Origin of the sequence: Xanthomonas prunicola (assembly GCF_025266575.1) — a bacterium.
In the GTDB taxonomy this organism is placed as follows: Bacteria; Pseudomonadota; Gammaproteobacteria; order Xanthomonadales; family Xanthomonadaceae; genus Xanthomonas; species Xanthomonas prunicola.
Genome location: NZ_CP096142.1, coordinates 5,086,948 through 5,102,368, shown reverse-complemented (window position 1 = coordinate 5,102,368; position 15,421 = coordinate 5,086,948). Strand labels below are relative to the sequence as shown.

Sequence of the window (15,421 nt, the reverse complement as noted above, 5' to 3'; positions counted from 1 at the left end):
CTCAATTCCTCACCGCCCACAACTCAAGCTCCAGGCCGGGAAAACCACTACCGAAATGCAGCGCAACGCCACCGGAGGTGCGCAGCGTTTTCCACAGCGACGATTGCCGATCGAGTTCGAAGTAGGCGCAGCCGGCGTGATACGGCACCTGCCGCGGTGCCATCGCCAGCGCACTCACGGCCACGCCGGGCAATTGCAGGTTCACCAGGTCGCGAATCTTCTCCACCGGGCCGATCTTCGATTCGGTGGGTAGCCGCTTACGCAGATCCTCGGCGCGCAGGTCCGCCTTGACCGCCAGCACGAAGGCCGCCGAGTCCAGCAAGCCCGGGTCGGGCACCATGCCCACCCACACGCCATACTTGCGTTGTTGCAGCGGCACAGCGATGGCCGATTGTTCGAGCACGGCACTCAGGCTTTCGCGCAAGGACAGCACCACCGGTTCGAAGCTCGCCTGCAGTGCATCGTGTGCGTAGGGCGGAAACGGTCCGCTGCGTTTGCTGGCGCGGGTGAAGGTGGCCAGTTCGCCGGCCATCGACAGCAGTACGCAGTACAGCGCTTCGGGATGCTCCAGCGGCGCGCTGGCCCAGTGCGCCACCAATGGCTGGTAGCGGTTGATGACCTGCAGCATCAGCACGTCGGCGATTTCGGCCACGCCGCCGCGGTCGCTGCCGGCAACGCGTTCGGCCAGCGCCTGGCCGCGCTGGTGCAACAGCCCGAGCAATTCGGCCAGCAGCGTGGACAGGCGCGCCGCACCTTCGATGCGACTCACCGTCGGGATGAAGGCATCATCGAGCGTCACCCTTCGATCCGCACGGCACTCGACGATGCGCGCCATCGGCACCTCTACCAGGCCCTCGCTTGGCTCGGACTGCAGACGCAGACGGCTGGCCAACACGCCGACTTCCAGCAGCACCGTGCCGGTCATGCTGCCGGAGGCATCACCGACCTCCGCTTCGCCCACCCGATAGCGGGCAAGCCGGCTGCCGTCGCTATCCGGCCACGCGCTGTCCGGCTGAGCGGTGGCGCGCAGCGGCAGCGCCAGGCTCACCACCTGGTCGCGGCAGTTGGCCGGCACATCCAACGGCGGCGGTGCCGGATCGCGATCGGGAATGGAAAACGGCGTGCCATCGGGAAAGCAGCCACGGGCGCGACGGATGCCGAGTTTGCCGATGGCGAGCAGTTCCGGCTCCAGCTCCAAATGACTGAATCCCCACGCATGCGCACGCAGCGCACCGGCATGCAGTTCCATATAGCGCTCGAGATAGCGCTCTTGTTGTTGCATGTGTTGCGGGCGCAGGAACAGACCCTCGCTCCAGATCACCTTGTTGTAAGGGGTCATGCTCGATCGCCATATGCGGGGTGGGCCTGCGCCTTGGCGCGGGCCAGCTGTTGTTCGTAGGCGCGGGCGAATTCCTCGCCGAACAGGCGGCGGAAGCGCTCGTCAGGATCACCGAGCAACTCGCGATAATGCTGTGCGTAGCGTCGCCAGGGCCGATTGCCCCAGGAACCGAGCGCGGAACCGGCGGTGTCTGCCGCGAAGCGTGCTGGATCGAACTGAGTAAACACGTGCTCGAAGGCGGCACGCATGCCGGCCAGCAAGGCCAACTGGTGACGCCCGATGTCCTCCATCGCTTCTTCGATCGCGGCCGCACCGGTCAGATACCCAGGGCCCGGTGGCGCCAACAGGCGGGCGACCGCCTCGTCCACGGTGGCGGCGAACTTGAGCGGATTGTTCTCGGTGCGTTGAATCAGCGTGACCGGCAAGCGCAGGCTGTTCTTCAGCTCCGCACGTGCGCGCAAGACATCCATCAAGCCAGCGGTCATGGCGGCGAACAGCGCAGGCAGTTCTGGGGTATCCGGCGTCTGAGCAACCACCGGCTGCGCCGCGGACGTGGCCGCAGCGCCACGCGTTGCCGAGACCGACACCGGCAGTGGCGTCGGTGTCGGCGCGGGTGCTGGCGCCGCTGCGGCACTGGGCGCTGGCGCGGACGGCAGTGGCGGCTGCATGTCTGCAACTAGATCGGCAACCGGCGGCAGCGCAAATTCGCTGCGTGTCAGGTCCCAGTGCTCGGGCAACACAACGCCGCCAGCGGCCGGCACGGCCACGGGTGCACGGTAGGCTTCGGCTGTTGCCGGCGCATGTCCCAGCCCAAACGCCGCAGCATCGCCAGCGCGACCGGCCAGCGTGAACGAGGTGGCGAACAATGCCAGTGGGTCGGTGTCGGTCGCCCGCGTCGACGACGTCCCGAGCTCGGCGAAAACATCATGCTCCAGGGGCGGCTGCTGCGACTGCGGCGGCGGTGGCGTTGCCGACACTGGCCACGGTTCGGCGTGATTCCAGCCCTGCGGCGCAGCTGGAACGGCGGTGACGCTCGCGCCCGACACCGCCACGTCGATCTCGAAGGCATCGATGCGCAAGGCGTCGCCGGCATGCAGCGGCACCGGAAAACCGGCACGCAGCGGCACGCCGTTATGCAATACACCGTTGGTGCTGTGGTCCTCGATGAAATACACACCATCGAGATGGCGCACGCTGGCATGCAAGCGCGACACTCCCTCGCCTTCGAGCACCCAATCGCAGGTGGCATCACGGCCAATGCGTCCGCCTTCTGCAGCGAAGCTGGCCTGCGGCTGCGTGCTGCCCGACACCACCTGCGCATCGCGAACCGTCAGCGTCAGCCGGGGTGACAACGCGCTCATGGCGCACGCTCGCGGATGCGCAATCCAGAGAGCAGGCGTGCGGCATCTTCGCTCCAGTCCACCAATTGCGCGTCGAAGGTCGCAGGCTCGCGTCCAGCCAGATGCAGTAACGCCGCCACTGCCGCTGCCGCGGTCAGGTGGTCGGCCACCGGCGGGCCATCCTCGTCGCTCAGGCTGCCATCGCTCCAGGCAGCGGCCGCTGCCAGCCAGGCGCCGACCGATTGATAGTCGTCGTCGGCAGCGAATGCGCGTGCGCTTTCGCGCTGGGCAGCGCCAGGCTGCTGCACCCACGCCTGCGCCAGCCGCAGACCTTCGCTGTCGTGGCCGCTGAGCGCTTGCGTGCGCATGCACTGGCACAACCACGCCACGGCATACGGCCTAGGCAACAAGCGCAAGGCCAGCGGCAAGGCGTCCTGGGCAAGCCCACGCGCCACCAATTCGCGCACGGCGGTTTCCGGTGTCATGTCCGGCGCCAAGGCGGCGTGCGCCGAGGGAGAGAGCCGCATCTGCCGCGCGGCGGGAAGAATCTGCAACATGGCGATCCTCAAGCGATGATGGGCGGAGTGCCCTTGAGTACGGCCGGACCGGATGACTGCAACAGCAGCGCTGCGTTGGCGCGTGCGGTGGTCACGGCATTGGATTGCAGCAGCACCGAGGCGTTGGAGCGCAGGGTCAGATTGGCCATCGCGCTGACATCGACGCTGACGCCGCCCTGGATGCCGACGCTGACGCGTCCATCGAGCGTGAGCCGGGTGCCGCTGAGCACGATCTCGCCGGTGGCCTTCAACTGCAGGCGAGCCATCCCGGTCACCAACTCGATTTCGCTGCCTGCCTGGATGCGCAGTGCCTTGCCCACGTCCAGACAGTCATTGCCGCCAACGGTGTGGCTGCGCTCACGTTTGATCTCGGCGGTCTCGTTGCGGTCGACATTGACGAAATGATCGTTCTCCACTTCGTGGCGCAGATCGCGCTGCGCATGCAGCAGCAGCTCTTCGTTGCCCTTCTTGTCGTCGAAACGGATCTCGTTGTAGTCCTCTGCGCCGCCCAACAGGCTGCGGCTCTTCACCCCGCTGCGGTTGCGGTGCTCAGGCAGTGCATACGGTGGCATCTGGTCGGCGTTGTAGACGCTGCCGATGATCAGCGGACGATCTGGATTGCCTTCCAGAAAGCTCACCACCACTTCCTGGCCCACACGCGGAATGTGCTGCGCTCCCCAGCGTTTGCCCGCCCACGACTGAGCCACCCGCACCGGGCACGAGCAGCCGGCGTTTGGCGTTCCCGGCGGGCTCCAGAAGAAATTCACCTGCACACGGCCGTATTGATCGACCGCGATGTCCTCGGCCTTGTTGCCATCGACGACCGCAGTCTGCAACCCGGCAATAGTCGGACGCGGCGTGGTCTGCGGGGTGCGAAATGGCTGACGGCTGCGTAGCGCACGAAACGTTGACGCAAAGGGCTCGGCCACCGTCTCGCCACCGGAAACATAGTCCACTTCGACCAATTCGGTGTCCGCGCTGGTCACCAGATATTCCTGGTTGTGCTCGGCCAGCGGGAAGTCGCGCAGTTTGAACAAAGCGCCCACCTGCAAACCGCAGGCATCGGTCCAGCCCCGGTACTGCGCTTGCGCCACGTTGAGCGCCTCGGCACGCACCTGCGCGTGACGACGACCGGCCGCGACATCGAGATGCTCGCCAGGATAGTCGAACACCTCCAGCTCACCCAACGCCGGTCCGGAGGACTCGGCCGGCATCTCGTCCACCCGCAGCGAGGCCTTGGGCTTGAGATAGTCGTAGTCGTCCAGGCGCACGCGCGTGCTGTGTGCGCTGCGCGCCAGCGACCAGTCGGTGATCGCGTCCTTCATCCGGCTGCCCTTCTGTCCGGGCGGGCAGTATGGAATCTGCGCAAACGGCGCTACCGCTTCGTGGCCGCCGAGGCTATCGGCCAGCACCAGCGTATGGGTGCTGGCGCTGTGTTCGAAGTAGTAGTAGATGCCCTCCTGCTCCATCAACCGGCTGATGAAGTTCAACGCACTCTCGCGGTACTGCACGCAATATTCGCGTGGCCTGTAGCTCGCGCTCAGGCGCAGCTTGACGTCGGTACAGCCAACCTCTGCAAGCAACGCGCGCACCATCTCCGGTACGCTCTTGTTCTTGTAAATGCGGCAATCGCGACGCTGCCCGAGCAGCCACAGCCTGGGCACCAGCAAGAACGCATACGTCGCATAGCGCAGCTCCTCGATCTGCTCGAACCCGGTCTGCTCGGCCTCGGCCACGATGCCGTGGTAATGCCGCACATAGCCCTGCGGTGAAGTGACCTTGACCGCCATCGGCTTGCCCAACAGAGCGCGCAAGTCGAACGCCACATCGCGGCTGATGCCGTGCAACGCGAACGCATATGGGCGACCCAGCTCCTCGTGCGCGCTCATCCGCACAAAGCGTAGCGTCTTGCCCAGCGGCGACTGCAGGGTAATGGCGTGGGCCATGGTCAGGCTCCCGGCGTGGTCTTGCGGCACATAGGTGCGGAGGTCGATTCCATGCGATAACTTTGCTGGCCGCGCCGGGGTGCAGGGAAATCGATAATCGCGATGCCACACATACCGGGGAGGAGTAGGTCACCGCGCTCACTCCATGGCATCGCCTCAACGCCAGGGATGCCCTCTCAATGGATCAGATGCTGGATCTGGGCGAGCACCCGCGCATAGTCCGTGCTCGATAAGATGTAGTCCCCTTTGTCCCACGCCAGCCCGCAGCGTCCGCCATCGGTCTTGGCGACCGGTATCCGGGTCACACCATCACCACAACTCCCAGGCAGTGTGCATGCATCGGTGGTGAATTCCAGTATCAGCCCGCGCAGTGGTCGCTCTGCAGGACGCCCCGCCTTCTGACCGATGAACTGGTCCCATTCCTGCCGGCACCACTGGCTGTCCCTGAACTCATCCGTGTAGCAAAACAGCATCAACTGCGCCTGGCGCATCGCCGCCTGATACAGCGCATTCCAGTCTTCACGCATCGCACCGATGGGCATTGCGCCTGTCGGCGAACGCATGTGCGCGCGGGTATCGGGGGCGACCGTGGCACGACCGTCGATCGACCGCGACACGATCGAATCGACATACACCGCATCAATGTCGTACAACCCAAGGCTCTTCATCAACTCGCTGCGCAGCCAGTGCATAAAGGTCGAGCCATGGTTTGCCATGGCAAAGCTGGTGAGGATTCTGCAGCTCATACGCTCATCTCCGGAAAGAGGTCACTCACGACTCACGCCGAGCAACCGGCGTGTGGCAGGAGCGTTGAGAGGCAGGTAGCGCACCGTATTGCCACCGGCTGACTGCCCCGCCGCGCGTTAAGCGACGACGCCGTCGCCAGGCACTTGCATACATAAAATTTTCTCAATTTATGAATTGACTCGATGCGTATTCAGCATGCATTTGATGGGGGGTCATGGAGCTGCCGCGGACAGGTCGACGCACACGCGCCCCATGCGCACAAAACCTGGCGTCATTCCCACAAGCGCACGCAGGCTGATGGCGTGGACCTTGATAAGCCTTTCCGCCTCAACCCACACTGCCGTGACCGAAGTGACCACGCACCTCCGTCATCATTCGCGCGACCTTGCTCTTGCTGGTCACGAAGAAGTCTTTTTTGACATGGGTCTTCGCCGGCTGAGCCGCTGCCGTCAGTCCCTCCAGCTGAAGGTTCGATCGCTCGACCAGCTTGCGTGCATGCCGGACGGTCGGCGCGATCTTGCTCTCCTGCATCGTCTCCAGCTGCCGCATCCAGCCTGGCAGACCGATATCGGCGACAAACAGGTTGGCCACACTCGATGTGTCGGCACTGATCAGCAGGTAGCAGCCCAGGATCGGGCAGTCCTTGAACACCTCGATGCTCAGCGAGGACGGAGTCTGCAGCCAACGGTTGCCTGCCCGCATCTCCTTGATGTCCATCCCGATGACGGTGAGTTTCAGCACGAAATCAGCAATGAATCCGGCAATGCCAGGCCCCATGGTCGAAGCAACCCCCATGTCCAGTGAGAGGCCGGCGAACTTGGTGGCCAGGCCGACACTCTGATTGGCCCAGTCGATCCCGCCGATCAGCAGCTGCGTCTCGATGATGTGCTGCACCGAGTTCACCGCTGCCTGCGGCGTACCACTGCGGAAGCCGGAACGATAGTCCCCCGCCACCATCCGGTAGCGCATCTGTGCGTCACCGATGACCTGGGCCGATATCTGGGCCCACTTCTTGGCGGAGTAGAAGATTCCGATGATTGGCAGGATCTCCTTGAACAACCCGCCAGCCGCTTCGGCTCCTAGCGCCGCCACGATCTCGTGGAAGCCCTCTACGTCTGCAGCATCTGCGATGAATTTTTCAGCCGCAGCGGTCACCTTTGGAATGGCCGCCTCGGTGACCTTATCCTTGATCATCTGCTGAAATTCGTAGATCGCCACGCCGGTCCCGAACGCGTTACCGGACGCGTAGCTCCGCTTGCCAAAGCTCAAACGGGTCCCGTTGAAGGTCTGGAACAGCAGATTCCGACGCGTCTTGGCGACGACCGCAAGCGCATCGAATTCTTCCCGACTCAGGGCTGATGTGGTCATGCAAGTCCTCGTAGTGTTGGGGCGTGCCTACTGCGGGGCGTGCGTCGCCAGTGGCGCTCGCACTGCGGATCCCGTTGGGCACCGAACGCCCAGGAATGATTTGACAGAGATGGCGTCGATCGAGCAAATCAAACCTGGCGATGCCACGCATCTGCATGCCCAATACGCCGTTTTCAGCCCCATGTGGTGGGTTGATGTGCGTTGGACTGGATTGCGAGCAAAGGAAAGACGGCTGATTCACAACGCGCGTCTGCCGAGCGGGTGTGTACTGCTCGGCCGGAGCCCAGGCGTCATCCTCACTCTCACGCGTTTTTCTTCGCTTGGCGTCCGGCATCTCGTCCTCATCGTCCGAGGCATCCGCATAGTTGACTGGTGCTCGCTTGCGGCTTAAGCCCTGCCTCGCCACCTGAAATTCATACATGCGAGAAGCTTCAGCGGTCGCCCTGCGGGTGATGTCCTTTCCGACCGGATGCATTGTGCCAACGCAGTGCTCGGCCAGGCAGCAGATCCGGTTGTTCTCACGGACAAAAGCGTTGAGAGTTTCCAATCTGATGATCATCGCGTCCTTACACACTGCAATTGATTCGCTTCCACGCCATAGACACAGCCTCCTTGTTGCGTCACGAGATTGCGTACAAGAAGCGCGTGCCGTGTCCCGTGATCCGTACACTTGTCGCGGAGGCTCCCTCGACCAGCCGACCCAATAAATCCCGACTGATCTCCGGCAGCATCGAATTGGTCAAAATCGCGTCGATCATCCGCCCGCCAGACTCGCTTTCTGTGCACCGCGACACCACCAAATCCACCACCGAATCCTCGTACTCGAACGGAATCTTGTAGCGCTCCTCGATCCGCTTCTTGATGCGGTTCAACTGCAACCGCACGATCTGCCCGAGCATGGCGTTGCTCAGCGGGTAATACGGAATCGCCACCAGCCGCCCGAGCAATGCCGGCGGGAAGACCTTCAACAACGGCTCGCGGATGGCTTTGGCCATGCCGTCCGGGTCCGGTAGCAGTTCCGGGTCTCTGCACAGGCTGGCGATGAGGTCGGTGCCAGCGTTGCTGGTGAGGATGATCAATGTGCTGCGGAAGTCGATGCGGCGGCCTTCGCCGTCTTCCATCCAACCTTTGTCGAAGACCTGGAAGAACAATTCGTGGACGTCCGGGTGCGCCTTCTCCACTTCATCCAGCAACACGACCGAATACGGTTTGCGGCGCACCGCTTCAGTCAGCACGCCGCCTTCGCCATAGCCGACATAGCCGGGCGGTGCGCCCTTGAGCGAGGAGACCGTGTGCGCCTCCTGGTATTCGCTCATGTTGATGGTGATCAGGTTCTGTTCGCCGCCGTACAAGGTTTCGGCCAGGGCGAGCGCGGTTTCGGTCTTGCCGACGCCGGAGGTGCCGGCCAGCAGAAACACGCCGATCGGTTTGTCCGGGTTGTCCAGGCCGGCGCGGCTGGTCTGGATGCGCTTGGCGATCATCTCCATGGCGTGGTCCTGGCCGATCACGCGCTTGGCGAGCAACTCCGGCAGCCGCAACACGGTGTCGATCTCGTTGCGCGCCATGCGCCCGACCGGGATGCCGGTCCAGTCGGCGACCACGGCAGCCACCGCCTGGTAGTCGACGGTGGGCAAGATCAGCGGCGATTCGCCTTGTAGTGACGCCAATTCGGCCTGCACCAACTGCAGCCGCGCTAACAGCGTGTCGCGATCTACCTGCACTGGCGCTTCAAGTACCGCGGTGTCGCCGGATGCGACGTGCTCGGCATCGGCCTCTGCTTCCAGTGCGCTGCCGGTGCCTTCCACCGGCGCATTGCCGCTACGCAATAGCGCACGCAGCAACAGCAGTTCGTCGACCAATGCTTTCTCGGCAACCCAACGCTGTTCCAACGCATGCAGCCGGCTGCGCTCAACATCCAGCAAGCCGACGCATGCGGCAGCACGCTCATCGACCACGATACCAATCGCACGCTCGCGCTCGATGATGGCGCGCTCGGTGTCCAGCGATTCGATGCGGCGGCGGCTATCGTCCACTTCCGCGGGCGTGGCATGCAGGCTCACCGCAACGCGCGCGCAGGCGGTATCGAGCAGGCTCACCGATTTGTCCGGCAGCTGACGCGCTGGGATATAGCGATGGCTGAGCTTCACCGACGCTTCCAGCGCTTCGTCGAGGATCTGTACGCGGTGGTGCTGTTCCATCGTCGAGGCGACGCCGCGCATCATGCGCACCGCCTTGGCTTCGTCCGGCTCATCCACCTGCACGGCCTGGAAGCGACGCGTCAGCGCGGGATCCTTTTCGATGTACTTCTTGTACTCGGCGAACGTGGTGGCACCCACGGTGCGCAAGGTGCCGCGTGCCAGCGCCGGCTTGAGCAGATTGGCGGCATCGCCGGTGCCGACCGCGCCACCGGCGCCGACCAGGGTGTGGGTTTCATCGACGAACAGGATGATGGGCTTGGGGCTGGCCTGCACGTCGTCGATGACCGCACGCAGGCGCTGTTCGAACTCGCCCTTCATGCTGGCGCCGGCCTGCAGCAGGCCGACATCCAGCGTACGCAGCTGCACGTCCTTCAACGCGGGCGGTACGTCGCCGCGGGCGATACGCTGCGCGAAACCTTCCACCACCGCGGTCTTGCCCACGCCTGCCTCGCCGACCAGGATGGGGTTGTTCTGGCGGCGGCGCATCAGGATATCCACGACCTGGCGGATCTCGTCGTCGCGGCCGATGATCGGGTCCAGCTTGCCCTGGCGCGCTTGTGCGGTGAGGTCAACCGTATAGAGCGCGAGCGCAGCAGCTCCACCGGCGGCGGTTGGTCCGGCGGGAACGCCTGCCATTGCACCATCGCTGGCATCATCCTCCGACGAGCCGGCAATGATGTCTTGCAAATCTTCGACCAATGCCTCCGCGCGCAGCTTGGCGAACTCACTCGACAGCGCGAGCAATCCGTTACGCAGGCTGCGCGTATGCAAAATCGCCACCAACAGATCGCCGCCACGGATGCGCTGCCGCCCGTAACGCAACGTGCAGTGCACCCAGGCGCGTTCCACCGTCTCTTCCACGCTGGCCGACAGATCAAAGTAGCCGCCACCGCCGCGCGGCAGTCGATCGAGCGCTGCGATCAGATCCTGCGCAAGTCGCGAGGTATCGAGAGAAAAATGACGCACGATGCGATGCAAGTCGCCGTCCTGCGCCTGCAGCAGCTGATGCAGCCAATGCACCAGTTCCACCTCACGGTCGCCGCGCAGCCTGCAGAACGTGGTGGCCGATTCGATACCGCGATAGGTGGTTTTGTTGAGCTTGCCGAACAAGGCGGCGCGACTGATGTCTGCCATGGAAACTCCAGAAATGGGGCTGAGAGATGAATCAGGGCGCCGCAAGCACAAGCTGGTCGGCATCGAGCGGGCGGCGATAGTGGCCGAGCCACAGCGACAGGCCGATACGCTGGCCTTGCCCCAGCACCGGCAACGGCACGTCTTCGCGCGCCAGCACCAGCTGTAGGTCCCAGGCCTGCTCGTCGCCGATGTAGCCGCGCACGGCGGCAGTCAGCATGGCCAACGCGTCGCTACCAGGCAGGAACTCGCGATAACGGACGAGATCCAGGGGGCCAAGACGCAAGCGGAAGCGATGCTGCGCATTGCGCGCCGATGCGCCGAGCGTGGCCTCACGCCCGATAAGCGCTGCGGCACGGCCCATCCGCAGCCGTCCCTCTTCGGGGAGCGGCAGCCAGTTGGCAACGAATTCCTGCACCTGCACCGGGATGTCGAACAGACCGATCAGCACGGCGCGTAAGCCTTCCGCATTGCGCGCCTGGGCAACGAAGCGGCCGGCGAAGTGGCGGCGTGCAGCCACCGGCATCGCATCGCGACCGCGCAGCGCGGGTTGGTCCATACCGGTCAGCGCATCCAGCCGCGCGCCGAAGCGGTCATCGCCCGCGCGGTCCATCTGCACGGTGGGACGCGCATCGGCCCAGGCGCGATACCACAGCGCGATCATGCGGTGGTGGAAGATATCGGCAAAGGCGGCGAAGGTCGGGTCGCCAGCGCCCTCGCGTTCGATGGCGTGTTCGGTCAGGTGCAGCGGCAACGCACCATGCGGCCCAAACAAACCCAGCGACAGCGTGCGCAGTGTTGGCGGTCGACCGTCCACACCGGTATGCAGGCTGTCGATGTCGCGCGGAGGAAATTCCAGCAAGGCGCGCTGGGCCAGGCGCACGGGCTCCTCCAGCGGACGTGCTGCCTGGCCCAGCCGTGGTTGCGCCGGATACGCGCACTCCAAGCGCCGTAACGCCTCGAACAATTCGAAGTCCTGTGGTTGCGCATTCAGGTGCGCCAGCAGCGCTAGAGAATCGGCCGATTGCCGAGATGAGCTGGCCATCGGGCGACCTCGTTGCGTTCGAGCGTGCACAGCACGGTTTCGGTAAAGGAGTTGAGCGATGCCTGCCGGGCGAAGACATGCCGCAGCACCGAGGCCAGCAGATAGACGCCCTGCCCTTCAAAGGCAGCGTCGTCGCAGGTCAAGGTGATCTCAAGCCCACGGCCGTAAGTGGCCGGGCCAGGCACCGGAATGCGCCGCACGATCGGACGCGAGGCGATGCGGCGCACGCCGTCCACCTGTCGTCGCGCTGCGGCATCGTGCGGGTCGTGGTAGAGCGTAAGCATCTCGCGCAATGCGGTGGCGCCGTCGTCGCCGGCATCCAGCAGCGAGAGATAGTTCAACTGCAGATGGCTGATCAGGCGCCAGCGGGTGTCGCCGGCGGCCACGCCCGAGCGCGGGCGCGTCGGCCCGGCCACGCAGCGGATCGACGCCACCGGGCCGCCGTCGTCGAGCACGAAGTCGGTGCTGGATTTTCCCACCGGCATATGCAGCGGCAGGTCGCGATTGCTGCACCATAGCTGCATGCCCAATTGCCGCAGTTGGTGCGGATACGGCGCCTGGTCGCCATCGACCAGCGACAGGAACACCTCGCTGCCGACATAGCTCGAGCGCGGCCCTGTGCGGCGCTGCCCGCTCGATAGCCGCCGTGGCTGCCGTCGCAGGGCATAGAACGCCGAGCGCCGCTCATGCCAGCTGCGCGGCTGCGCGCCATAGAACGGCTCGAAGCGCTGCATCGGCGCATTGCCATCGCCGAAGCCTTCGACCTGCTCCACGCCATGGATCTCGAAATCCATCGGCCGCGTGCGGTCGGCCAGCACATGATGCTCGGAGATACCGGGATGCAGATGGATGCGGTCACCGCGCCGGGGAAACAGGTTGATGGCCGGGGTGCAATGCAGGCGGAAGTTGCTCGCATCCACCGCATTGTCGAGCCGCTCGACGCTGCGATCGAACCACACCAGAATCTCGAATTCGGCGCACGCCGCGCGCTGCAGCACCTGCGCCAGGCCCTCGAAGGCGGCGAACAGGAAGCGCTCGGGGCAGGCAAAATATTCCTGCAGCAGACGATAGCCGCTGAAGGAGCGCTCGCTGCGCGGCAGCAGCGCTTGCGCGTCATCGAAGCCCTGCGGCTGCAGATGCTCAGGACCAAACGTGCGAGTAAGCATCTGCCCATCCGCGGAGCGGGCACGCACCACGAATCCCAACGCATTGGCATGCAGTTGTTCGTAGAGCGTGCCGGCCAATCCGGCGGCGCCGGTGATGAAGATCGGCAACGTGTCCAGCGCCAGCATGTCCAGGCGCAGCCCGGCGTTTACAGTGAAGACCAAGCGCAGGCCGGCGCGCGCACGCGGCTCGATCGGCACACCGAGCGTGGCTAGCGCTGCAGGTGAGGCCAGGTAGCTGGCGGCGGTCAGGCGCAGCGGCAATAACGTCACTGTGTGCGCGGTGCGGTACTCGCAGGCGGTGCGATCGCCATGCCCGATCAACGAGCGCAGCGCGCTGTCACGCGGCACGACATGCCCCGCCGGGCCGATGCCCTCGCCTTGCTCCGGTTGCAGCTCCACCACGGCCATCGACGGCACCGGCGACAGGAAATGTGGATACAGCATTTCCGTCAGATGCTGCGCGAAGACAGGCTGCTGGGCTTCGAGTTCGACTTGTACGCGCGCAGACAGGAACGCAAACCCTTCCAGCAGGCGCTCGACATACGGGTCGGCGCAGTCGATGCCGCTCATCCCGAGCCGGCCGGCCACTTTCGGATACGCCTGCGCGAACTCCGCACCCATCTCGCGCACATGCTGCAACTCGCGGTTGTAGTGATGGAGCAGGCGCGGATCCATGACTCAGTAGCTTCCGGAAGATAAATTGAAACGACCGGTTTCCAGGTCGAGATCGGTGCGCAGATACAGCGCCAGCGGCAGCGGCTGTGCCCACAGTTCGGAATCGATGACGAACGACAGCGACATGCGGTCCGTGCGCCCGGCGTCTACTTTTGCGGTGACCTGCAGGCTGGCCGCCGCCAGGCGCGGCTCGAACGCCACAATCGCCTCACGAATGCGGTTCTGCAGTTCGATCACGTCCAGCCCCGCCAGCCGTGCGCCGGCCAGGTCGGGAATGCCGTAATTGAGCACCGAACTGGCGACGTGCGGATACGCCTGCAGCGCGTCCTCATGCCAGTGGCGGGTGCAATTGAGCAGCCAGGCGAGGTCGCGCATGACACAGTCGCGCAGCTTGGCCGGACTGATCGCCCGCGCGTCGCGGCTTTCCGCCAGCTCATGCCGACGGTCATCGATCAATCGGTCCAGCAGCGATGGCTGCAATCGCTCTTGTTGGGTCAGTTCGGCCATGGTGCTTCCACCGCGGCGGTGTCGAATGCAATGTGGCGGATGTCGAGCACGGGGTAGTCGTCCTCGCTGCCGGCCAATAGGCGCTGCCCCAGACCATGTGCGGACAGCTCCTCACCCTCCCAGACGGTGCGCTTGCCGAGACGGATCGCACCATCCTTGCTGTGTTGGCTGCCGGGATAACGGCAAGGCACCACGCCCCGGCTGCGCGTGCCGTCGCGCCATTGGATGTCTACCGACTGCCACAGCAAGTCGCGCAGGTTAGTGGGGGCTTCGAAGCGCAGGCTGCGCAATTGGGCGAACGGCACCCAGGCGTAGCCCGCTTCGAGGATGACCTCCAGACAGGGACCAAAACGCGGATCGGCGTCGGCCAGCCAGTCGAAACGCTGGCCATCGACGTGACCGGCGATGGCATCGGCTTGGGTGAGCGCCAGAGCACGCCGTCGCGCCGCCTGCCCTGATTCGCCATCGCGATCATGCTGCAATGCCTGCAGCAGATCGTGCTGCCACGGCGGGACCCGACCGGGCATCAGCGGCATCATCCGGCCGGCCAGCACCTGTTCGCGTTCCAGTTCGGCGTCGAGGATGCGCACATACGCATTCACGACGCCGATCCAACCCTGGTCCAACTCCGCGGCCAGCCGGAGTTGTTGTTGCGCGCGCTGCCACTCTCCTGCCACCGCCAGCAGTTGAAACAGCCCGATGCGGGCTTCGGCATCGGCCGGGCACTGCCGCACCCACGCCTTGGCGCTGGCCAACGATTGTGTTGGGTTGCCCGCCTTGATAAAGCCAGCGCAGACCTGTTCGGGATGGACAATAGACATCGGCAGCGGCGCTCCGGTCGGGGGATGCGTGGGGCTCAGGACTTCTTCACTTCCTGCATGTTGAACGTGAAGTCCTTGGTGCCGCCCTGCTTCTTGCCCTTGTCGTCCTGCGGCTGGAACGAATACTTGAACTTGCCGAAATGCAAGGTCACGTTTTCGGTCAGACGGTCTTCGCCACCACTGCCGCCGGTGGACACCGAGGTGATCATGACGCCTTCGCTGAGCTCGATCGTCACGTAATCGGACTGCTCGCCGGTGGCGTTGGTGACGTACAGCGTGGCCGAATCCACACGTGCGCCCGTGCAACAGGCATTGAGCAAGGCGTTGGAGCAACTATCGATGTACTTGGTGATGGAAATATCCTGCACATTCGCCTTGCCGCCGGCCGCATACCCGGCGCCGGTGTGCAGGTTGCCGGTGTTGCTGGCGCCCCACGACCAGGCAATGATCGGCACTTCGTCCTTGTGCTTGGAATGGTTGGATGCGCCCTTGATCTCGACGTCGCCCGAGCCGAATTTGAGATGCATATCGAAAGCCATGGAACTTCTCCAGTGATGAGTGGTGCAGGAAGGGGAGCCGAT

At 64.5% G+C, this 15,421-nt stretch carries 12 protein-coding genes; all 12 read right to left on the bottom strand.

The window, feature by feature from the left end; translation table 11 throughout:
- Position 1: 1 nt before the first annotated feature.
- The 12 genes from tssK to M0D43_RS21685 all read right to left on the bottom strand — a co-directional run bounded on the left by tssK (position 2) and on the right by M0D43_RS21685 (position 15,379).
- Entirely contained in the window at positions 2–1,339 is a 1,338-nt protein-coding gene (gene tssK, locus M0D43_RS21740) for a type VI secretion system baseplate subunit TssK (protein WP_252163015.1), read from the bottom strand.
- Entirely contained in the window at positions 1,336–2,700 is a 1,365-nt protein-coding gene (gene tagH, locus M0D43_RS21735; protein ID WP_252163014.1) for a type VI secretion system-associated FHA domain protein TagH, read from the bottom strand. The genes tssK and tagH overlap by 4 nt, the downstream gene beginning before the upstream one ends.
- Entirely contained in the window at positions 2,697–3,236 is a 540-nt protein-coding gene (locus M0D43_RS21730) for a DUF6931 family protein (protein ID WP_260807622.1), read from the bottom strand. Before M0D43_RS21730 ends, tagH begins: the two co-directional genes overlap by 4 nt.
- An 8-nt stretch (positions 3,237–3,244) precedes the next feature.
- Positions 3,245–5,182 (bottom strand): type VI secretion system Vgr family protein, encoded by a 1,938-nt coding sequence (locus tag M0D43_RS21725; protein ID WP_252163012.1) that lies wholly within the window; start codon positions 5,180–5,182, stop codon positions 3,245–3,247.
- 176 nt (positions 5,183–5,358) lie between these two features.
- Positions 5,359–5,928: a toll/interleukin-1 receptor domain-containing protein gene (locus M0D43_RS21720; RefSeq protein WP_260807620.1), complete on the bottom strand. Its 570-nt coding sequence runs from the start codon at positions 5,926–5,928 to the stop codon at positions 5,359–5,361.
- Between the two features lie 328 nt (positions 5,929–6,256).
- A complete protein-coding gene (locus tag M0D43_RS21715) occupies positions 6,257–7,297 on the bottom strand; it encodes a hypothetical protein (protein WP_252163010.1) in 1,041 nt (346 codons plus the stop codon).
- A 620-nt stretch (positions 7,298–7,917) separates the two neighbouring features.
- A complete protein-coding gene (gene tssH, locus M0D43_RS21710) occupies positions 7,918–10,629 on the bottom strand; it encodes a type VI secretion system ATPase TssH (protein WP_252163009.1) in 2,712 nt (903 codons plus the stop codon).
- Between the two features lie 31 nt (positions 10,630–10,660).
- Complete coding sequence (gene tssG / locus M0D43_RS21705) at positions 10,661–11,671, bottom strand: type VI secretion system baseplate subunit TssG (protein WP_260807618.1); 1,011 nt, start codon at positions 11,669–11,671, stop codon at positions 10,661–10,663.
- A complete protein-coding gene (tssF, locus tag M0D43_RS21700) occupies positions 11,635–13,512 on the bottom strand; it encodes a type VI secretion system baseplate subunit TssF (protein ID WP_260807616.1) in 1,878 nt (625 codons plus the stop codon). The genes tssG and tssF overlap by 37 nt, the downstream gene beginning before the upstream one ends.
- Before the next feature lie 3 nt (positions 13,513–13,515).
- Positions 13,516–14,019: a type VI secretion system baseplate subunit TssE gene (gene tssE, locus M0D43_RS21695; RefSeq protein WP_252163006.1), complete on the bottom strand. Its 504-nt coding sequence runs from the start codon at positions 14,017–14,019 to the stop codon at positions 13,516–13,518.
- Positions 14,007–14,840 (bottom strand): type VI secretion system accessory protein TagJ, encoded by an 834-nt coding sequence (locus M0D43_RS21690; protein ID WP_252163005.1) that lies wholly within the window; start codon positions 14,838–14,840, stop codon positions 14,007–14,009. Before M0D43_RS21690 ends, tssE begins: the two co-directional genes overlap by 13 nt.
- A gap of 35 nt (positions 14,841–14,875) precedes the next feature.
- Positions 14,876–15,379, bottom strand: a complete 504-nt coding sequence (locus tag M0D43_RS21685) for an Hcp family type VI secretion system effector (RefSeq protein ID WP_252163004.1) — start codon at positions 15,377–15,379, stop codon at positions 14,876–14,878.
- Positions 15,380–15,421: the final 42 nt, after the last annotated feature.